Consider the following 19,016-nt stretch of genomic DNA (forward strand, 5'->3'; position numbering starts at 1 on the left):
GGCTTATTTCCAGCCCGGTACCGCAGCGCCCTTGAACAGCTCTTCGGCCTTGGCTTCGACTTCCGGTGTCTGGTAGGCCTTGACCAGCTTCTGCACCTTCTCGCTGTCTTCATCGCCCTGGCGCACGACGATCAGGTTGACGTACGGGGACTCGGCGCCTTCACGGATCAGCGCGTCTTCCGGTTTCAGGCCAGCCGGCTGAGCGAAGGTGTTGTTGATGAAGGCCAGGTCGACGTCCGGCAGGATGCGCGGCAGCTGGGCAGCCTCGATTTCCTTGAACTGATAGTCATGCGGGTTCTTGGCGACGTCGATCGGGGTCGCTTCGAGGTTGTCCTTGTCGGTCAGCTCGATCATGCCCAGGTCGTGCATCAGGATCAGGGAGCGGCCTTCGTTGGACGGGTCGTTCGGCAGTGCGATGGTCGCGCCGTCCGGCAGTTCGCTGATGTCTTCGTACTTCTCGGAATAGGCACCGATCGGGTACACGAAGGTCTTGCCGGCGCTGGCGAACTTGTAGCCGCGCTCACGCACCATGGATTCCATGTACGGCTGGTGCTGGTAGGCGTTGGCATCCAGCGAGCCATCGGCCAGAGCGGCGTTGGGAGACACGTAGTCGGTGAACTCGGTGATCTCGACGTTCAGGTCGTACTTTTCCTTGGCGATCTCGGCCGCGACCTTCATCACCTCGGTTTCCGGACCTGCGACGGTACCCATCTTGAGGGTGTTCTCGTCGGACGCGTCGTTGCCGCAGCCTGCCAGCAGGGTGGCGCCGAGCAGGGTGGCAGCACCGGCAAGGCGCAGCGGGGAAGAAAGCGTGGTCAGCATGTTGCGCATCGATGTTCTCCTTGTGATCCGACGTGACCGGCGGGGTCCGCGGGATGTTATGAGTGACGGCTCATTGTGATGAGCCGTCACGATACCGAAAGCCATGTGATTTGTAGATCGATCGCCACTGGTGGATCAGTCACCGCTCACGGAGCGAGGCTTACTTGTGGTTCGACTTGCGCACCAGATGGTCGCCCAGGCTCTGAAAGCCTTGCACCATGACGACGAGGATGACCACGGTCACCAGCATCACCATCGGGTCGAAGCGGTTGTAGCCGTAGCGGATGCCGAGATCCCCCAGGCCGCCGCCACCGACGGTACCGGCCATGGCGGAATAGCTGATCAAGGTGACCACGGTGATGGTCAGACCATTGATGATGCCGCCGCGTGCTTCCGGCAGCAGGACCTTGGTGATGATCTGCATCGGCGTGGCACCCATGGCCTGAGCGGCCTCGACCAGCCCCGGGCCGACTTCATTCAAGGCGCCTTCGATCAGACGGGCGACGAAGGGAATCGAGGCGATGGTCAGCGGCACGATGGCGGCATTGGTGCCGATCGAGCTGCCGGCGATCAGGCGCGTCAGCGGGATGATCGCCACCATCAAAATGATGAAGGGCACCGAGCGGCCGATGTTGGTGATGATGCTCAGCACGCTGTTGAGCACCGGGCGCGCGAGAATCTGGCCCGGGCGCGAGGTGTAGAGTGCCACGCCCAGCGGAATGCCGAGTGCCGCGGAGATCAGGCCTGCCACCGCGACCATGTAGAGGGTCTCGAGGGTGGAAGACAGGACGAGTTCAAGCAGTGCGGGTGACATGGCCGAGCACCTCCACTTTCAGATCGTGGGATTCGAGATAGTCCAGCGCCTGCTGGGTCTGGGCGCTGTCGCCCATCAGTTCGGCGATCATCAGGCCCAGGGTGCGGTCCTGAATGGATTCCACCTTGGCCTGCAGGATGCTGACGTCCACCTGACACTCACGCGCAAGGCGCGAGATCAGCGGCGTGGAGACGGCGTCGCCACTGAAGGCCAGACGGACCACCGGATGGGTGTGCGGGCCGGGAGTCGCCTCCAGGCGCTCGACCAGTGCGCGCGGCGGTTCGAGTTCCAGGAATTCATTGAGGAATTCGCGGCCCAGGCGGGTCTGCGGGGCGGTGAAGAAGTCGCCGACCGCTGCCACTTCCACCAGCTCGCCGCCGCTGATCAATGCGACCTGATCACAGATGCTCTTGACCACTTCCATTTCATGGGTGATCAGCAGGATGGTCAGGCCCAGCTTGGCATTGATGTCCTTGAGCAGCTCGAGAATGGAGGCAGTGGTCTGGGGATCGAGCGCCGAGGTGGCTTCATCGCACAGCAGCACCTTGGGGCGGCTGGCGAGTGCGCGAGCGATGGCGACGCGCTGCTTCTGTCCGCCGGACAGCTGGGCAGGATATTGGCTTGCCTTGTCGCTCAGGCCGGTCAGTTCCAGCAGTGGCTCGACGCGCTGGCTGATCTCGGCCTTGGAGATTCCGGCCAGTTCCAGCGGCAGGGCCACGTTGGCGAAGACGGTGCGCGAGGACAGCAGGTTGAAGTGCTGGAAGATCATGCCGATCTGGTGGCGAGCACGACGCAGGGCGCTGTCGTCGAGTGCGGTCAGCTCCTGACCATCGACCACGACACTGCCCTCGGTGGGGCGTTCGAGCAGATTGACGCAGCGAATCAGGGTCGATTTTCCGGCACCGGACAGGCCGATGACACCGGTAATGGCGCCCTGGGGAACCGTGAGACTGGCATCCTTGAGCGCGACCACGGCCTTGTCACCACTGCCGTAAGTCTTGGAGACGTTCTTGAGTGTGATCATGGGGGTCCGAATGGTTAAGGCACCAACCGGAATGCGGGCGAAGGTCTGCGGCAAGCCGCCTGTTCTGCGTGTGTCGTGCACTGCGCTGAGAAGGGCAAGGCACGCCTGGCAAGAGGAGAGTGATCCAGAGAGGAAAAAAAGACCACCCAAGATGGGTGGCCATCAACGCTGGACACACCCTTTTAGCAGAACTTGCACCCCGGGAGACAGACTCTCGAAGTGGGCGCCCGCAATCCGGGTACAAATCGGCGCCAAACAGATTTGAGGCGCATTCTATCAGTCACCCTCGGGGTGTCAACGACTTTGGTCTGGCGTTGACGGTTTATCCGAACTGGCGTTCGATATGGCAATTTGCCGATACTCGCTGTCAGAGATGTCTTACACGCAGGACGCCTTGCCAGCCCCGTGGCGCAAGGCCAACCCTTGACAGCAGGCCTGCTCATCTTCTCTTCGCTCGATGGCGTGAAGGAGGCGTGAAGGAGGCGTGATGGCTGCCGGCATCGAGTCCGACATGCTAGGATTTCCCATCGGCATGTCGGATCTCGTGGTGTCATCAGTGCCCGGGTGTCATGGCCTGTCATCATATTCATGGGTTCCCGCTCTGCGGGAAGCAGTGCAAGGATAAGGAAGCGCATGTTCACCGGTATCGTGCAAGGCATGGCGGAAGTGGTCGCCATTGAAGAGCGTCCGGAGTTTCGTACCCATCAGGTCCGGTTGCCGCAGGGGTTGGAGCAGGGGCTGGAAACTGGGGCGTCAGTGGCGCACAACGGTTGCTGCCTGACCGTGACGGCACTCGAGGGTCAGCTGGCCAGTTTCGATCTGATGCGTGAGACACTGCGACTGACCAACCTCGGCGAGCTCAAGGTGGGCAGTCGGGTCAACATCGAGCGGGCAGCGCGCTTCGGGGATGAAATCGGTGGCCACTCCATGTCCGGTCACGTCATGGCGATGGTCACCCTCGATGCCATTGAAGCCACGGCTGACAATCGCCGGATCTGGTTCCAGGCTCCCGCTGAGCTGATGCGTTTCCTGTTCGACAAGGGCTATGTGGGACTTGACGGTGTCAGTCTGACCATCGGGGAGGTCCAGGGCACGCGTTTCTGCGTCAATCTGATACCGGAAACTCTGGAGCGCACCCTGATGGGTGAGCGCGCGGTGGGGGATCGGGTCAATCTCGAGGTGGACCCCCAGACCCAGGCCATCGTCGAGACGGTGGAGCGAGTCATGGCCTCACGGCTGGCATGAGGCTTGCAGGCTTCCTGCGGGGTCAATTCGCTGGCAGGACGCCAGAACCCGTCTGACCGGTCAGGAAATATGCCTGCAATGCTCGATTCGCTGCAGACCTTTGGGTACCATGTTGCGCCTTTCGATGCCCTGCCACCGGCAGGGCATCGTGGTTCAGGCAGGCTGAACGAGGGGGAAGCCATGGTTGCCCCCTGTGCAGCATACCTGTCCGAGTGAGTTCGTGTTGATCCGCTGTTCCCGAACGTCATCGACCACTGCGGCTTGCCGGACAGGCACTGCTCAAGGATAAGGGTTTCCCTCATGCTGGAACGTCTCTTCAAGCTCTCGGAGCACGGTACCAATGTGCGTACCGAAGTCATCGCCGGATTCACTTCCTTCCTGGCGATGGCCTATATCATCTTCGTTGCCCCCTCGATGCTGGCCTCCACCGGCATGGATCACGGCGCCGTCTTCGTGGCGACCTGTCTGGCAGCTGCCCTTGGCTGCCTGATCATGGGGCTCTACGCCAACTACCCGATCGCGCTGGCACCCGGCATGGGCCTGACGGCCTTCTTCACCTATACGGTGGCGGGGCAGATGGGCGTTCCCTGGCAGATCGCGCTGGGTGCGGTCTTCCTGTCCGGGGTGAGTTTCTTCCTGCTCTCCGCCTTCAAGATCCGGGAGTGGATCATCAACGCCATTCCGGCCTCACTGAAGACGGGCATCGCCGCGGGCATCGGCCTTTTCATGGCGATCATCGCGCTGCAGGGCAGCGGCATCGTCGTTGATGCACCGGGCACCCTGGTCACGTTGGGTGATCTGTCCTCGCCGGCAGCCCTGTATGCGCTGCTGTCATTCTTCCTGATCGTCGCGCTGTCCTACCGCAAGGTGATCGGCGCCGTGATGATCGGCATCCTGGTGGTGACGCTGCTGGCGACCCTGACCGGCAACAATGACTTCCATGGCCTTGCCTCGATGCCGCCGAGCATGCTGCCGACATTCGCACAGCTCGACATCGCCGGTGCCTTCAACCTGGGCATGGTGTCGATCATCTTCGCGTTCCTGTTCGTCGATCTGTTCGATACCTCGGGCACGTTGATCGCCGTATCCCAGCAGGCGGGACTCACCAACGAGCGTGGCCACCTGCCGCGTCTCGGTCGTGCCCTGATGGCAGACTCCAGCGCGACCATGGCCGGTTCGGTGATGGGGACCTCGAATGTCACCAGCTATATCGAATCTGCCACCGGTGTGGCGGCAGGCGGACGCACAGGACTGACCGCGGTGGTCGTGGCGGGGCTGTTTCTCGTCAGCCTGTTCCTGTCACCGCTGGCCACCTCCATCCCCGCCTTTGCCACCGCGGGTGCGCTGCTCTATGTCGCCTGCCTGATGACAGGTGGCCTGGCACGCATCGACTGGAATGACATTACCGAAGCCGCGCCAGTGGTGATCGCCACCCTGGTGATGCCACTGACCTACTCGATTGCCAACGGGATCGCACTGGGCTTCATCAGCTACGCCGTGATCAAGCTGTTCTCTGGCCGCTATCGTGATCTGAGCCCGGGGCTGGTGATTCTCGCCGTCCTGTTCGCCTGCAAATACCTGTTCCTCGACGGAGCCCTTTAATGAGCATCTACAGCGACTACATCAAGTCTGTCATCCGCACCGTGCCGGATTGGCCCCAGCCGGGTGTCAACTTCCGTGACATCACGCCGGTACTGCAGAATTCCGCCGCGTTCCGCAAGCTGATCGACTCCTTCGTGCACCGCTATCAGGAGATGGAGATCGACGCCATCGCCGCCATCGATGCACGCGGCTTCATCATCGGTGCACCGCTGGCCTATGAGCTGGGCTGCAGCTTCGTGCCGGTGCGCAAGAAGGGCAAGCTGCCGTTCAAGACCATCAGCGAGACCTACACGCTGGAATACGGTGAGTCCACCGTCGAACTGCATTCCGATGCCTTCCGTGAAGGCGATCGCATCCTGGTGATGGATGACCTGATCGCCACCGGTGGCACCATGCTGGCGGCCTGCAAGCTGATCGAGCGCACCGGCGGTATCGTGGTGGAGACCGCCGCGATCATCGACCTGCCGGAGCTGGGAGGTTCCGCCAAGATCCGCGAGGAAGGCCACAGCGTCTTCGCCGCCTGCAGCTTTACCGAAGCCGAGTAAGCCTGCGCAACGACGATGGCCCTGTCTTCTGGCAGGGCCATCGTCGTTGCAGACAACATCCGATATCGTCGTCGCCGGCAGTGTCGTTTCACACCGGCGCGATCTGTCCCTTGTAGGGTGGCACGCCAGCCACCATGCTTTGTTCCTGTTCCGTCATTGCGAGTGACCCACATGTCTTCCGAACGCTATCACGACCATTTCATCGTCTCCTGGGACCAGCTGCACCGCGACGTGCGCGCGCTCTGTCATGACCTGATCGGTCGTGACTACAAGGGCATCATCGCCATCACCCGTGGTGGGTTGATCCCGGCTGGCCTGATCGCCCGTGAGCTGGGCATCCGCCATATCGACACCGTGTGCATCAAGAGCTACCACGACCACATGGAGCAGGGGGGGCTGGAAGTGGTCAAGGGCGTCGATCATGACGGTGACGGCTGGCTGCTGGTCGATGACCTCGTCGACACCGGCAACACCGCACGTGCCGTGCGCGACATGTTGCCCAAGGCTCATTTCGTGACCGTCTACGCCAAGCCGGAAGGCCGTCCGCTGGTCGATGACTTCATCACCGAAGTGCCGCAGAACTGCTGGATCCAGTTCCCGTGGGACATGGGAATCGCCTACGTCGAACCGATCTCCGAGCAGCTCAAGAAGCAAGAGAGCGACAGCTGACATGCCGTTGGAGACTGCCACCTCCGGTAGCTCCCAGGTGCTGCCTGCCGACTGGCAGGCGCATCTCGGGCAGGAATTCCATGCCGAGTACATGCAGCGGCTCAAGGCCTTCCTGCGCGCCGAGAAAGATGCCGGCAAGGTGATCTACCCGCACTCGCAGGACTGGTTTCGCGCCTTCTGGCTGACCCCGCTGAGCAACGTCAAGGTCGTGATCCTGGGGCAGGACCCCTATCACGGGCCGGACCAGGCACATGGTCTGTGCTTCTCGGTACGCCCCGGCGTGCGCCCGCCGCCCTCACTGAAGAACATCTACAAGGAACTGGCTGCCGATGTCGGGGTCGAACCCGTGGATCACGGCTTCCTCGAAAGCTGGGCGGAGCAAGGGGTGTTGCTGCTCAATAGCGTGCTGACGGTCGAGCAGGGCAAGGCCGCCTCGCATCAGAAGCAAGGTTGGGAGCAGTTCACCGACCGCGCCATCGACGTGATCAACCAGCACTGCGAGGGTGTCGTCTTCCTGCTCTGGGGCAGTCATGCCCAGAAGAAGGCGGGGGCCGTGGATCGCCAGAAGCATCTGGTACTCCACGCTCCGCATCCGTCGCCTCTCGCAGCGCACCGCGGATTCTTCGGTTCTCGTCACTTCTCACAGGCCAATGCCTGGCTGGAGGCACGTGGCGATGTGCCGATAGATTGGCAGCTGCCACTGCTTGATACCTGAGAGTGAAGACGAGAAACCACATTGACGCATCCGACATTGCAAGGACCTCGCGCGGGTCATCTGATCAGTCTCAAGAACCTGGGAGGGGCCGAGCGCACCTTCACCAATTTCTATCGCATGGCCGCCAATGAGCGTGATCATCATGTGCTGTTGCAGACCCCCGAGATTCATCCGATGCTGCAGTCCGTCTATGCGGACTTTCCAGGTCGCGTGCACGATATAAAGCGCTATCTCGGTATCAAGATCCCGCGTCAGCTCCCCTGGCTGCGGGATAACTGCCAGGCGCGATTGCTCGATGATGAAGAGATGCAGGCAATCGTGGTGTGGAACAAGCTGCGTCACCATCCTCTGCATTTTCCTGAGCACATCAGCCTCATCCATTACGAGCATGGCGCTGCCTGGTTCGTGGAGCCTACCCCCGAGGTCGAGGATTACCTCTCGAGGCTCGATGGCATCATCTGCAACTCCCATGCCGCCAGTCGCATGTTGCAATTGTCGCTCGGCATCCGTGACACCTTGCCCTGCAAAGTGGTGCGCAATTCCATCGTGCTGCCCGAGAAGGCCTCCACGCATCCGGCTTCGCGATTCAGAATCGGTTTTGCAGGACGCCTGACCGGCCTCAAGGCGCCAGTGATTGCCATCGAGGCGCTGCGAGATCTCAAGGTCAGTGTGCCCCATGCTGAGCTTTGGATCGCTGGTACGGGGACGCTGGAGGCGGCTCTCAAGTCATTGGTCATCGAGTGGGGGCTTGAAGACAGTGTCCGCTTCTGTGGCCTGCTCAGTGACATGAGTGAATTCTATTCTTCCCTCGATGCCTTCATCTGTCCTTCCTGGCGCGAGCCGTTCGGCAATGTGGTGCAGGAAGCCCTGGCGCATGGAGTGCCTGCGATCGTCGGCAATGTCGATGGATTGCCGGAGCAGATCACCTCCGGCCTCAATGGTGAGGTGCTGACACCCGGACGCCCGAAGGATGAGCTCGCCCGTTATGGAGAAGACTTCGTCCAGGGGCCGGACAGAGTCTATTCACCCGAGCGCGATGCCATCGTGCAGGCGCATGTCCTGGACTCGGCCGCCATTGCCGATGTCCTGCAGCGTTGGGCGGAAAGCCCGGAGCAGCGGAGAGAGATGGGGACGGTCGCCCGCGATATCATCGCACGAGATTTCTGTCAGCAACGGTACTGCCAGGGGATTGGTGACTTCATTGCCGAGGTAGTGGACAAGCGGTAATCAAGAGGCGGCCATGATGATGAATTGAATGGCATCTCCGAGAGATGCCATTCAAGGAAATCGTTATCGATGAGCGTCAAGCAACTCCTGGCTCATGGATCTTCTCTTGTGGTACTTGTATAACTTCTGCAATTCAATATAAGACAGAATGGATTTCTTGAGTGTCTTGTTGTTGACGATATTGCCAGAGGCCCATGGCGTCTTGGCTCTATAATAAAAGTAAACATCCTTCAATGGATGCAGTGAGCCATACTCCCAAGGCTTGCTGCCTTTTCCCATGTAGTGAATCATCTTGGGTTTCTTGATGGACTCCAGGAACTCATGTTCTGCTCTATGCTGTTCATCCATTCTTTTCTCAAGAATCTTGTAAGCAGGACGTTGAGCATTCCAGACCAACGGTAATTGTGTCCATTGGCCGTCGAGAATTTTATTCAGTGCGGATTGTTCAGGGTATAGACAGAGTTCGGGGTGTTTTCTCAAGAAATATAATGCCCTCTCGCCAATATTATATTCCTTCCAGCGAGGCATGTTGATCAACATCAAGCCGCAGTTGAAGTATTTGCCTTTCTCCAGGCCTAATGATTTATAAGGAGATCGGCCAATATTCTCCACAGCGGCCAGCGTGAAGTCCTGAGTCGGCAGGTCATCCATGATCGTCGTGATATCGTCCACGACGATAGTATCGCAATCAATGCATACGATATGTTGAATGGAAGGGTCGATGACCTCACTCAGATATAATCTGAAATAGATGGAAAGCCCGTAACGTTTGACCTCCAGTCCTTCAAACTTGCTCTCATCTAGATAGGTGAGCACGAGCTCTGACTGGAAAGGCGCGATCATCTCTTGCAATCTGGAAATGGTGTCGGACGACAGTCCTCCATCTCCAATGATGAAGCTTAGCTCTTCCGGCCTTTGACAGTTATCAAGTATGGACATGATGGTCGTGGCTAGATGAGGCGCATAGTTTTCATCGCACGATATAAAGATATGGAGCATGGCTGATGGTCACACCGTAAGTCTATTTTTCTGTACTGTAACATTGCGCTGGCGCATTATCTACAACTTCCTCTTTCACCAGCAGGTACACAAAGGCTGCGCATTGTTTGCTTACTCATGCCACAAGATATCAGGGTCTTAGCAACTCACCTTGGAGAGGGTATTTATGTGGTTACAGCATGAGTTTCCATATCGTAAGCACTTTGATCGCAACAAATGCATCTTTATACATATTCCCAAGGCCGCCGGGACCTCGGTTCTAGCCGCATTGGGGAAGAAGGGTGAAAAAGGCCGAGACCACGTTTCCTGGCAAACTTATAAAAAAGCCGATAGCAAGAAATTCAATAATTACTTCAAGTTTTCCTTTGTGCGAAATCCCTATGATCGTGCACTTTCTGCCTATAATTATATTCTATTTGGTGGTAATCAAGGAGAAAGAGATCGCATCGTGGCCAAAGTGATTAATGAGTATGCTGACTTCAACGATTTTGTAGAGCGTGGGCTCTGGAAAGGGGTATTTCGCAGTCATTTACTATTCTTGCCTCAGTCCTCATTTGTTATGGATGCCAATGATATCTTGATGGTAGATTTTCTTGGGCATTTTGAAACTCTAGAAAAAGATTTTAAATACGTTGCTGACCAGTTAGGACTCAATTGCGGTATCACCCATCATAATAGGGGAAGGCTAACTTCTTCGGAATCAGAGGATATGGCTGAGATGTCGCAGGAGACTCGCGAGAAATTGTCGGTTCTTTATGCACAAGATTTCATGAATTTTGGTTACGATTTTTAATTTTTTAGATTTAGCTCTAAAGTTTAAATATTGTGTTTACAGCAAATTAATTAATTGGTGAGTTGTTCTGGTAATATCAATATCTAGGTGATATTTATAGCTCTTTGAATATGGGTTTATTTTTGTGTATGCCTGTTGGTAATGTATTGGGATTGTGCTATATTTCCGTTGATTGGCATTGAGTATTCTATTGATTATTTGTAGGCAAGTCTCAGGAGTTTTAAAACTTTTAAAAATATTGCCTAAAAGATTAGAAGGATGGTGGTAGAGAGGGGTGGGTAGTGCGACATCCTAATAGCCGTAAGTTTAAGGTATTGGGATGTCGCATTACCGAATTCTCTATACGTTAGAGTTGTAACCTAATTTGGAGGCAATAGGCTCTACTTTTGAGAGGATGTAGTTGGCCTGCTCTTTGTCAAACACCTTTTTCCATCCTCCTGTGTTCGGTCTTATAGGACGGCTGACTTGTTCTTCTCTTATTTTCATGTTTCTTTTTTGTGGGCTCTTATTATAGATGCTTTCTGCTGACGCTAGAATTCTATCTTCATAGATAAGTCCCAAGAAAGTCGTAGCTCTTCTTAAAGTATTTTCCGGGCTGTCGGTCAAGTCCTCATATTTAATACATAAGACATTATCATGATTTTGTAGCTTTAGTGCTTCGTTGTTATCAAAAATCCATCTTTCGATACAGAACTCGATATCTTTAAATCTCTTGTAAAGTGATGATATTGCATCCAGCGGGTTTCTTATCATGATGATAAATTTATTGTTTGGCAATATATCCTGTACTTGGTTGTAAGCATATACGTGTTTTGGGGTTTTTTCTAGAACATGACTCTTTCCATTTACCTGCGCAAAATAGCTCCATTCACGTAGGACTGCTTTGATAGAGGTGATCGAGTTACGCCCTGGCGAGAGAATGCCAGTTTCCCTGCCAATTCCCAGTATAGCAGAATGATTGCTAAGTTTTGCTGCCAGCAGTGTGGTACCGCTGTGTCCACAGCCAGCTATGAAGATGAAAGATGTATCTGTCTTCAAGGGTTTGGAGAAATAAGAAGGTAGTGTGTTATAACCTCTTTTTATATAGTGCTCTATATATTTGCTTTTTTTGACATTGTGTTTTACTAGACTTTTTATGATCATTTTTTAGTTCGCATGTTTAATTTCTATGGCTTGTATTATATTGATGTGGTAAGCGTTATGCAAATATATTTCTCTCTATTCGTTACTCTTGAAGTGGATATGCAAGGATCAAAATGTAATGTAATTGATATACGTATTTTTGTAGGGGGTCGTTGTTCCTTTAGGAGACAATTCTTGGAATAGAATACTGTGCGCTCATGAATATGTTTTAATACATGCTTGATTAGAGGTAAATCAGTGAAGGATGAGCAGGTAGCTACATCAAGCTTTATTGCGGCATGATGTTGCCCTTGATTCAAGATCCTGCTCCAGTGACCGAAGGTGGGGAAGGAGGGCTCTTAACTTGTCGGTCTGCATCCGCTAGAATACGCCCAATTTGCCAGCCTCTCTGCCTGCCATCGTCCCTCGCTGGCGGGGTAGTGCTGCGCAATCATGAGCACCATCTTCTGTCCCAAGAGGTATTTCCATGAGCGTCCATGCCATCAATCATCCACTGGTCCAGCACAAGCTCGGCCTGATGCGTGCAGCAGGCATCAGCACCAAGAGCTTCCGTGAGCTGGCCAGTGAGGTCGCCAAGCTGTTGACCTATGAGGCAACCCAGGACCTTGAGCTGGAAACTACCACCATTGACGCCTGGAGCGGCAACGAGCTGGACGTCCAGAGCATCAAGGGCAAGAAAGTGACCATCGTGCCGATCCTGCGTGCCGGTCTCGGCATGCTGGAAGGGGTGACGGACCTGATTCCCAGCGCGCGCATCAGCGTGGTGGGACTGTACCGTGATGAGGAAACCCTCGAGCCGGTACCGTACTTCGAGAAGTTCGTCTCAGATCTCGATGAGCGTCTGGCGATCGTCATCGACCCGATGCTGGCGACAGGCGGTTCCATGATCGCCACGCTGGACATGCTGAAGGCCAAGGGCTGCCAGCAGATCAAGGTGATCGTGCTGGTCGCGGCACCGGAAGGCATCGCCAAGGTGCAGGAGTCCTATCCTGACATCGAGATCTTCACGGCTTCCGTCGATGATCGTCTTGATGAGAATGGCTACATCGTCCCGGGTCTTGGTGACGCCGGTGACAAGATCTTCGGCACGCGCTAAGCGCCTCGCCTGAGCTCTCGACGCCCTACGCCTTGCGTGGGGCGTTTTTGTATCTGCCTTACCTGTCTGAGCAGTCAGGTTGAGGCCTTCCTTCGTCAGTTCATTGAATAGAATCTTCCGCCATGTCGTCTTCTCAAGCCCCGGACTCCGCTTCCTCTGCCTCTCACGATGCTCACCAGATTCCTGAGAAGGAGCCTTTCACGCTGGCGACGCTGATCACGGGAGCACAGATGCTCTTCGTGGCCTTCGGTGCGCTGGTGCTGGTGCCGTTGCTGACTGGCCTTGATCCCAACGTCGCGCTGTTCACGGCAGGGGTCGGGACGTTGGTCTTCCAGAGCGTCACCAAGGCGAGCGTGCCGGTCTTTCTCGCCTCGTCATTCGCCTTCATCGCTCCCATCCAGAGTTCGGTCGCCAACTTCGGCATTCCCGCCACCATGGGGGGATTGTTCATTGCCGGACTGGTCTATGTGCTGCTGGCGCAGTGCATTCGTCTCAAGGGCGTCGGCATCGTGCATCGCCTGTTGCCTGCCGTGGTGGTGGGGCCTGTCATCATGGTGATCGGACTGGCGCTGGCACCGACCGCCGTCCAGATGGCCACGGGGGAATTCAGTGACACCATTTCTCATGGACAAGCACTGACCCTCTCGCTGGTGAGTCTTGCCGTCACCCTGATACTGTCGATCTTCGGTCGCGGACTGTGGCGCCTCATCCCGATTCTCGGCGGGATCATCACCGGCTATCTGCTGGGACTGGCCATGGGGGTGATCGACCTGTCGCCTGTGGCGGAGGCGGCGTGGCTGGCCTTGCCAAGCTTCACCGCTCCTACCTTCGAGTTCTCCGCCATCCTGTTCATGATTCCGGTCGCCATCGCGCCGGCCGTGGAGCATATCGGTGACATGGTGGCCATCGGCTCCGTGACGCGTCAGAACTATCTGAAGAAGCCGGGACTGCATCGGACACTGCTGGGAGATGGCCTGGCCACCAGCGCGGCCTCATTGTTCGGTGGACCGCCCAACACGACATACTCGGAAGTGACGGGCGCCGTCATGCTGACGCGCAATTTCAATCCGCGTGTCATGACCGTCGCGGCCTGCGTGGCCATCTCGCTTGCCTTCATCGGCAAGGTGGGGGCGGTACTGCAGACGATTCCCACCCCTGTCATGGGTGGCATCATGTGCCTGCTGTTCGGGTCGATCGCCGTGGTGGGGATGAACACCCTGGTGCGTGCCGGTGACTCGCTTACCGCGCCGCGCAATCTGGTGATCGCGTCCTTGATTCTGGTCTTCGGGATTGGCGGCATGCAGGTCGGTGGTGGCCAGTTCACGCTGCAGGGCGTCAGCCTGGCGGCCATTCTGGGGATCGTGCTCAATCTGGTGCTGCCCCCGGCGAAAGAGGGGGAGTGAACCCTCACGGCCTGTCGAGTGAGCGGATGCCCAGGTGAATCGCGGTTCTGATGAATGCCCCTCTTTCGTGTCGCGGTACTGACAGGAAAGAGGGGCATTCTTGATTGATGCGTGGCTCGCTGGGAAGAAAGGGGGCTCCTTCGGTTTATCCCGCGCTGGCGATACATGACCAGTGACAGGCTGTCAGGCTTTCCTCGTCCAGTGATTCAGACCCATCAGCATCTTGCGCCTGGGCATGGTGGAGTCGGTAGCGCTCTCCGGCCTGCAGCCGCACGGCATCTCCGGATCTGAGGTGGATATCGAGTGCTTCTGCCGGCAGCTCGATGCGCAGTCGCCCGCGGGTGACGAGCAAGAGGCTGTCATGGCTTGCCTGCAGGCTGACGCTGTCATGGTCTTCAAGCCTCCCCAGCGTGACCTGCGGTTTCTGACGACGCTGCCCTGAGGCATCAGGCCAGTCGGGAATCTTGCGCAGTCGCGTGTCAGCGGGGCTTTCCTCGCATGGTGTATGCTCCTCACGGCGCAGCACTCGCGCAGGCGCCTCGGGGATCTCGTCGCTGAAGAAGTGACTGAGCGAGACGGGGAAGACATCGAGTATCTTGTTGAGCGAGCTGACAGAGGGGCTGACGGCATCCTGTTCGACCTGGGAAATGGTCGAGTTGGTCACGTTGGCGCGCTTGGCGAGTTCGCGTTGAGACAGGCCGTGGCGGGTGCGCAGAATGCGCAGGCGCTGGCCAAGCGTCGGCGACGTGTTCGCGTGACGGGCTTGTAGCTCATCGGTGGATGCCGTCGAGGTCTGGCGGGCTGGAGAGGGAGTCGAATTGGCCGATGGCATATGGCAAAGGCTCCGGTCGGTGGATGGCAGGGCAGGGGGATCAACTGGCACGGCTGCTGCCACCGGCGCTCAGGGTCTCGAGCAGGTGTCGGCCCTGGTTGTCTTCGTGGTGACGCCGCGCGATACAAGGCAGCCACAGGCAGAAGGTCGCGCCGCCCCCGGGCGTCTCTTCCAGCCACAGTCGTCCGCCCAGTTGCGTGATCAACCCGGACGAGACCGACAGACCGATGCCGGAGCCGTTGGCGCGCGTGGTGAAGAAAGGGATGAAGATGCGCTCCCTGAGGTGTTCCGGGACGCCATTGCCGTGATCGATGATCCGGATCTCGATGCCGGCCACGACCTCACCGCCGGGGACTCCTGTCATCACCGGCGAATGATCCTCCTCCACACCGGCGAGCGTCGCGTCGCGATCAGCGCTGGTGATGCATAGCGTGTCCGGTCCGGGTGCCATCTCGATGGCATTGATGAGCAGGTTGACCAGCACCTGTGTCAGCTGGGCGCGGTCGGCCTCGATCTGACGTGTCGCCGAGAGCTCATGCGTCAATCTGTGCCCGTGATGATCCAGCGCATGGCGTACCAGTACTTCGACGCTATGGATGGCCTCATCTGGATGAATCTGGCTGAGGTTCGGGGGGCTCAGCGTGGTGGGGAGCGTCTCGCCCGGCAGGTCAGGCAGCTCTGCCTGTGCGCCGTCGTGGCTCGCCTGATGTGGGTCACGTGCATATTGGCGCAGGTTGTCGACCAGCGCGCGAATCCGTTCCACCTGATGGATGATGGTCGCGATTTCCTCGCGTACGGGGTCTGCCTGGTCGCCGAGAATGACTTCGATCAACTCGACATGCCCGAGGATGACGGCGGCGGGATTGTTGATCTCATGCCCGATGCCTGCCGTGAGTTCCCCGAGTGCTGCCAGCTTCTCGCGGGTCAACAGCTTCGCGCGTGCTTCGCGCAACAGGCGGACATGCTCCTCCAGTGCCTGGCTGCGCTCGCGCAGCGTGTTCGTCTGTGCGCTCAAGTCACGCGTGCGGTCCTCGACCTGGGCTTCCAGGGTATTGGCGGCCGCCTGAATCTCGCTGCGGTGCGCCTCCAGCCGCGCCAGCATGGTATCGAATTCCTGCGCCAGCTCATCCAGCTCATCACCACGACGCTGTTCTGGCCCAAGCGAGGCAAGCGGCCCGATGCGCAATCCATCACTGGAGGGCGCATCGCGAACGGCATGCACCACATGGCGTATCTGGCGAATGGGGCGCATCAGGCGCTCGACCCCGCCCCAGACCAGCAGAACTCCCAACAGGCTGACCGCCAGCAGTACCAGGCTGATGTGGACCAATGTCTCCCGGTAGAGTCGCACATAGGGTGCCTGGGGGTAGCCCGCGTAGATCATGCCGATCCGCTGGCCGTCCAGAGAATCCAGAGGCGCATAGGCGGCAACGAACCAGTCGCGTACCACGAAGGCGCGATTGACGTAGCGCTGCCCCTCACCGATGACCTGACGGGTCACTTCGAGCGAGGCCTGCGTGCCGAGTGCGCGTTCACCGGTGCTGTCAGTCACGTTGGTGGCAATTCGGACATCGTCCAGAAACAGGGTGATGGTGCCTGTGCCATCCAGCGGCAGCGTCCCCGGGCCGTAGAGGAGATCGCGGATCTCATCCACCAGGTTCGGGTCACGATTGAGCAGCCGCCCGGCATCAAGCACGCCCACGAGCGTCCCGCGTGAATCCATGATCGGCACCAGCGCACGCAACAGCATGCCGCGCGTTTCCTCACGCCGTGCGCTGGGTTGTGCATGAGGTGTCCGGCGCAGGGCCAGGCGGGCCCGCTCTGCCAGCAAGGGGTCGAGAGATGCCAGTGAATCGGCGCTGAGCATGTCGAGGCCATCCAGACTCTCGCCCTGGCGAAGGCGCGGAACCAGGGCGGCGACACCGGGCGTCTGTCCGAGCTGCTCCGCTGGCAGCCAGCGGAGCCAATCGGCGTTGAGGGTCTCACGCAACGCCTTCAGACGAGGCGCCAGTGTCTCGGTCGATGGTGAGGACGGGCCTGGCAGCGTGGTGGACTGGCGCAGGTTGCGGCGCAGGGTTTCCAGGCCGTCACGAAGTCGCTGGTGCTGACGTTGCAGCGTGCGGCTTGCCACATCGAGATCGCTGCGCACGTTCATGTACAGCTGGCGGTCGGTGTAGGCGGTGGTCCAATAGGCGGTCAGGCCGACCAGCGCCAGCAGCAACAGCAGCAGCGGGGCCAGCGTCAGCACCAGCAAGCGGCGGCGCAGCGAGCCGGCAAGGTAATGGCGCAGGCGCTGGATCATGCAGGGTCATCAGCCGAGCGGTGAGACGAGTCGCGGTCAGGCATGGCGCTCTCGGCCTCGGCGCGCCAGTGGGTCAGCTTGCGATCCAGCGTCTTGCGCGAGATGCCCAGCTGACGTGCGGCAGCGGACTTGTTGTTGGCGTGATGCTCCAGTACTGCACGCAGATGCGCTTGTTCCACACGATCCAGCGACCACTCCAGCGGATAGCCGTGTGAAGCCTCGCTGTCGGCCTCCCCCCCCGCATGGGGGGCGGCAGCGTCGCCTGGTGCATCCGAGGCGCCGGGCATCGCGGCATGGCCAGACGTGAGAGAGGTGCCGGAGGCCGGGAGGGCATCGCCGGGCAGGCGTCCCAGCAGCAGCGCGCGCTCGATGACATTCTTCAATTCACGCACGTTGCCGGGCCAGGCATAGCGACACAGGCGTGCAAGGTCGGTGTGATCCCAGGGGACCTCGGGCAGTCCCAGTTCGCGCGACAGCTGTCGAGAGAAATGCAGGGCCAGGGCAGGAATGTCCGCGGGGCGATCCCGCAGTGCCGGCAGCCGCAAGCTGAGCACGTTCAAGCGGTAGTAGAGGTCTTCCCGGAAGCGACCCGCCGCGACCTCCGTCTCGAGCGTGCGATGGGTGGCGGCCACGATGCGCACATCGACGGCCTGCTCCTGCTCACCGCCCACTGGGCGCACGCGTCGGGTTTCCAGTACCCGCAACAGCCTGGACTGCATGGTCAGTGGCATCTCGCCGATTTCATCCAGGAACAGGGTGCCGCCATCGGCGAAGCTGAACAGCCCATCACGTCCGCGGTGGGCGCCGGTGAAGGCCCCCTTGAGGTGACCGAAAAGCTCGCTCTCCAGAAGTTCCGGACTGATGGCGCCACAGTTGACCGGTACGAAGGCACCGCGCCGTCCGGAGAGGCGGTGCAGGTCGCGTGCCGCCAGCTCCTTGCCGGTGCCGGATTCCCCGAGTATCAGCACGGGAGAGGGGGCCGGCGCGACGCGCGCGATGATCTGCGCGAGTTCCTGCATGCCGGGGGTCTCGCCCTGCAGGCTGGCCTCCTCACCCTGGTGGCGTGCATTGTCGCGACGCAGCAGGAAGTTCTCGCGTGCCAGCTGGCGGCGTTCGAGGCAGCGGTCTATCGCGGCGTGCAGCTGTTCGAGGCGGAACGGCTTGATGATGAAATCACTGGCACCTGCGCGCAGGGCACGTACGGCGGTATCGAGATCGGCATAGGCCGTCATGAAGATGACGTCGCTGACCGATGACGGTGACAGGGCTTCTTCCCACTCAAGGCCATCACGTCCCGGCAGGCGGATGTCGAGCAGGATGAGGTCAAAATGCAGGCGCGAGCGCAGCGATTCGGCCTGCTCGACGCTTTCGACGGCTTCGATCATCGCGAAGCGGGATGCCAGCGCCTTTTCCAGGTAACGCCGCATGCCCGGCTCGTCATCGACGATCAGGACCGATGCGGTCGGCAAAGCCTGGTCGTGCGTGGCGCGACGCGCCTCCCGTGCGGGAGAGGTGGCGTGGACGGTCATGGCGTTCCTCTATCATGCGTGGCGTGCATCGGGGCGATGGTCATACGGGTATGGCGTGTCAGGGTGGCGTTCGTTCGCTCATTGTCGCGCGGCGCACGGTACTTTATCTAGCCATTCTCTCGATCTTGCGATTCTCTCGGCATTCGCTTTCGCCCGGCGCGGCCACAGTCACCACGGTGTCGGGTGAAGCGAGGTCCAGAGGCCCGCGCATGAGGCCATCGCAGCAGCGAGAGTCAGGGCCGCGAGCGGGTGGCCA

17 protein-coding genes are annotated in these 19,016 nt (G+C 58.8%); 9 read left to right on the forward strand and 8 right to left on the reverse strand.

Features of this window, described 5'->3' with window-relative positions; all coding sequences use genetic code 11:
• Positions 1-3 precede the first annotated feature (3 nt).
• From PJK54_RS03600 to PJK54_RS03610, 3 genes are all read right to left on the reverse strand, one after another.
• Entirely contained in the window at positions 4-822 is an 819-nt protein-coding gene (locus tag PJK54_RS03600) for a MetQ/NlpA family ABC transporter substrate-binding protein (protein ID WP_077375588.1), read from the reverse strand.
• Positions 823-982: 160 nt separating this feature from the next.
• The gene (locus tag PJK54_RS03605) at positions 983-1,636 is read right to left on the reverse strand and encodes a methionine ABC transporter permease (protein ID WP_077374591.1); all 654 of its coding nucleotides are present in this window, start codon (positions 1,634-1,636) and stop codon (positions 983-985) included.
• Positions 1,617-2,660 (reverse strand): methionine ABC transporter ATP-binding protein, encoded by a 1,044-nt coding sequence (locus tag PJK54_RS03610; RefSeq protein ID WP_077374589.1) that lies wholly within the window; start codon positions 2,658-2,660, stop codon positions 1,617-1,619. The genes PJK54_RS03605 and PJK54_RS03610 overlap by 20 nt, the downstream gene beginning before the upstream one ends.
• 633 nt (positions 2,661-3,293) lie before the next feature.
• Between PJK54_RS03610 and PJK54_RS03615 the strand changes: the two genes are divergently transcribed.
• The 6 genes from PJK54_RS03615 (at position 3,294) to PJK54_RS03640 (ending at position 8,663) form a co-directional block, all read left to right on the forward strand.
• The gene (locus PJK54_RS03615; RefSeq protein WP_136938677.1) at positions 3,294-3,905 is read left to right on the forward strand and encodes a riboflavin synthase subunit alpha; all 612 of its coding nucleotides are present in this window, start codon (positions 3,294-3,296) and stop codon (positions 3,903-3,905) included.
• A gap of 300 nt (positions 3,906-4,205) precedes the next feature.
• On the forward strand, positions 4,206-5,507 hold the full coding sequence (locus tag PJK54_RS03620) for an NCS2 family permease (protein WP_084208142.1): 1,302 nt from the start codon (positions 4,206-4,208) through the stop codon (positions 5,505-5,507).
• A complete protein-coding gene (locus tag PJK54_RS03625; RefSeq protein WP_077374582.1) occupies positions 5,507-6,052 on the forward strand; it encodes an adenine phosphoribosyltransferase in 546 nt (181 codons plus the stop codon). The genes PJK54_RS03620 and PJK54_RS03625 overlap by 1 nt, the downstream gene beginning before the upstream one ends.
• Positions 6,053-6,223: 171 nt before the next feature.
• Complete coding sequence (gene gpt / locus PJK54_RS03630) at positions 6,224-6,721, forward strand: xanthine phosphoribosyltransferase (protein WP_077374580.1); 498 nt, start codon at positions 6,224-6,226, stop codon at positions 6,719-6,721.
• Between the two features lies 1 nt (position 6,722).
• Positions 6,723-7,436: a uracil-DNA glycosylase gene (ung, locus tag PJK54_RS03635; protein ID WP_141392391.1), complete on the forward strand. Its 714-nt coding sequence runs from the start codon at positions 6,723-6,725 to the stop codon at positions 7,434-7,436.
• Between the two features lie 21 nt (positions 7,437-7,457).
• Positions 7,458-8,663 carry a glycosyltransferase family 4 protein gene (locus tag PJK54_RS03640; RefSeq protein ID WP_271302255.1) on the forward strand — a complete coding sequence of 402 codons (1,206 nt, stop codon included), beginning with the start codon at positions 7,458-7,460 and terminating at the stop codon, positions 8,661-8,663.
• A gap of 63 nt (positions 8,664-8,726) precedes the next feature.
• On the opposite strand, the gene PJK54_RS03645 is transcribed toward PJK54_RS03640, so the two are convergent.
• Positions 8,727-9,662: a glycosyltransferase family 8 protein gene (locus PJK54_RS03645; protein WP_271302256.1), complete on the reverse strand. Its 936-nt coding sequence runs from the start codon at positions 9,660-9,662 to the stop codon at positions 8,727-8,729.
• Between the two features lie 166 nt (positions 9,663-9,828).
• Between PJK54_RS03645 and PJK54_RS03650 the strand changes: the two genes are divergently transcribed.
• Entirely contained in the window at positions 9,829-10,455 is a 627-nt protein-coding gene (locus tag PJK54_RS03650; RefSeq protein ID WP_271302257.1) for a sulfotransferase family 2 domain-containing protein, read from the forward strand.
• 339 nt (positions 10,456-10,794) lie between these two features.
• Here PJK54_RS03650 and PJK54_RS03655 read toward each other — a convergent pair whose 3' ends face one another.
• Complete coding sequence (locus PJK54_RS03655; protein ID WP_271302258.1) at positions 10,795-11,598, reverse strand: sulfotransferase family protein; 804 nt, start codon at positions 11,596-11,598, stop codon at positions 10,795-10,797.
• 466 nt (positions 11,599-12,064) lie between these two features.
• Here PJK54_RS03655 and upp point away from each other — a divergent pair, with 466 nt between their 5' ends.
• Together upp and PJK54_RS03665 are read left to right on the forward strand one after the other, a co-directional pair.
• Entirely contained in the window at positions 12,065-12,694 is a 630-nt protein-coding gene (gene upp, locus PJK54_RS03660; RefSeq protein ID WP_077374565.1) for a uracil phosphoribosyltransferase, read from the forward strand.
• 122 nt (positions 12,695-12,816) lie between these two features.
• Positions 12,817-14,097, forward strand: a complete 1,281-nt coding sequence (locus PJK54_RS03665) for a uracil-xanthine permease family protein (protein WP_271302259.1) — start codon at positions 12,817-12,819, stop codon at positions 14,095-14,097.
• Positions 14,098-14,242: 145 nt separating this feature from the next.
• Here the strand turns inward: PJK54_RS03665 and PJK54_RS03670 are convergent, their stop codons facing one another.
• The 3 genes from PJK54_RS03670 to PJK54_RS03680 are packed head-to-tail and all read right to left on the reverse strand — an operon-like array spanning position 14,243 to position 18,760.
• Positions 14,243-14,929 (reverse strand): helix-turn-helix domain-containing protein, encoded by a 687-nt coding sequence (locus PJK54_RS03670; RefSeq protein WP_271302260.1) that lies wholly within the window; start codon positions 14,927-14,929, stop codon positions 14,243-14,245.
• 40 nt (positions 14,930-14,969) lie between these two features.
• Positions 14,970-17,231, reverse strand: a complete 2,262-nt coding sequence (locus PJK54_RS03675; RefSeq protein WP_271302261.1) for a cache domain-containing protein — start codon at positions 17,229-17,231, stop codon at positions 14,970-14,972.
• Positions 17,228-18,760: a sigma-54-dependent transcriptional regulator gene (locus tag PJK54_RS03680; RefSeq protein WP_271302262.1), complete on the reverse strand. Its 1,533-nt coding sequence runs from the start codon at positions 18,758-18,760 to the stop codon at positions 17,228-17,230. Before PJK54_RS03680 ends, PJK54_RS03675 begins: the two co-directional genes overlap by 4 nt.
• Positions 18,761-19,016: the final 256 nt, after the last annotated feature.

It is taken from the genome of Cobetia sp. MMG027, assembly GCF_027947415.1.
GTDB classification, from domain to species: Bacteria; Pseudomonadota; Gammaproteobacteria; order Pseudomonadales; family Halomonadaceae; genus Cobetia; species Cobetia marina.

Bases quoted from the DNA above. Each gene is read 5' to 3' on its own strand.
- PJK54_RS03625 (WP_077374582.1), top strand. From the start codon at position 5,507: ATGAGCATCTACAGCGACTACATCAAGTCTGTCATCCGCACCGTGCCG.
- PJK54_RS03620 (WP_084208142.1), top strand. From the start codon at position 4,206: ATGCTGGAACGTCTCTTCAAGCTCTCGGAGCACGGTACCAATGTGCGT.
- PJK54_RS03605 (WP_077374591.1), bottom strand. From the start codon at position 1,636: ATGTCACCCGCACTGCTTGAACTCGTCCTGTCTTCCACCCTCGAGACC.
- upp (WP_077374565.1), top strand. From the start codon at position 12,065: ATGAGCGTCCATGCCATCAATCATCCACTGGTCCAGCACAAGCTCGGC.
- PJK54_RS03615 (WP_136938677.1), top strand. From the start codon at position 3,294: ATGTTCACCGGTATCGTGCAAGGCATGGCGGAAGTGGTCGCCATTGAA.
- PJK54_RS03680 (WP_271302262.1), bottom strand. From the start codon at position 18,760: ATGACCGTCCACGCCACCTCTCCCGCACGGGAGGCGCGTCGCGCCACG.
- PJK54_RS03655 (WP_271302258.1), bottom strand. From the start codon at position 11,598: ATGATCATAAAAAGTCTAGTAAAACACAATGTCAAAAAAAGCAAATAT.
- PJK54_RS03650 (WP_271302257.1), top strand. From the start codon at position 9,829: ATGTGGTTACAGCATGAGTTTCCATATCGTAAGCACTTTGATCGCAAC.
- PJK54_RS03600 (WP_077375588.1), bottom strand. From the start codon at position 822: ATGCTGACCACGCTTTCTTCCCCGCTGCGCCTTGCCGGTGCTGCCACC.
- PJK54_RS03645 (WP_271302256.1), bottom strand. From the start codon at position 9,662: ATGCTCCATATCTTTATATCGTGCGATGAAAACTATGCGCCTCATCTA.
- PJK54_RS03610 (WP_077374589.1), bottom strand. From the start codon at position 2,660: ATGATCACACTCAAGAACGTCTCCAAGACTTACGGCAGTGGTGACAAG.
- PJK54_RS03675 (WP_271302261.1), bottom strand. From the start codon at position 17,231: ATGATCCAGCGCCTGCGCCATTACCTTGCCGGCTCGCTGCGCCGCCGC.
- PJK54_RS03670 (WP_271302260.1), bottom strand. From the start codon at position 14,929: ATGCCATCGGCCAATTCGACTCCCTCTCCAGCCCGCCAGACCTCGACG.
- ung (WP_141392391.1), top strand. From the start codon at position 6,723: ATGCCGTTGGAGACTGCCACCTCCGGTAGCTCCCAGGTGCTGCCTGCC.
- gpt (WP_077374580.1), top strand. From the start codon at position 6,224: ATGTCTTCCGAACGCTATCACGACCATTTCATCGTCTCCTGGGACCAG.
- PJK54_RS03665 (WP_271302259.1), top strand. From the start codon at position 12,817: ATGTCGTCTTCTCAAGCCCCGGACTCCGCTTCCTCTGCCTCTCACGAT.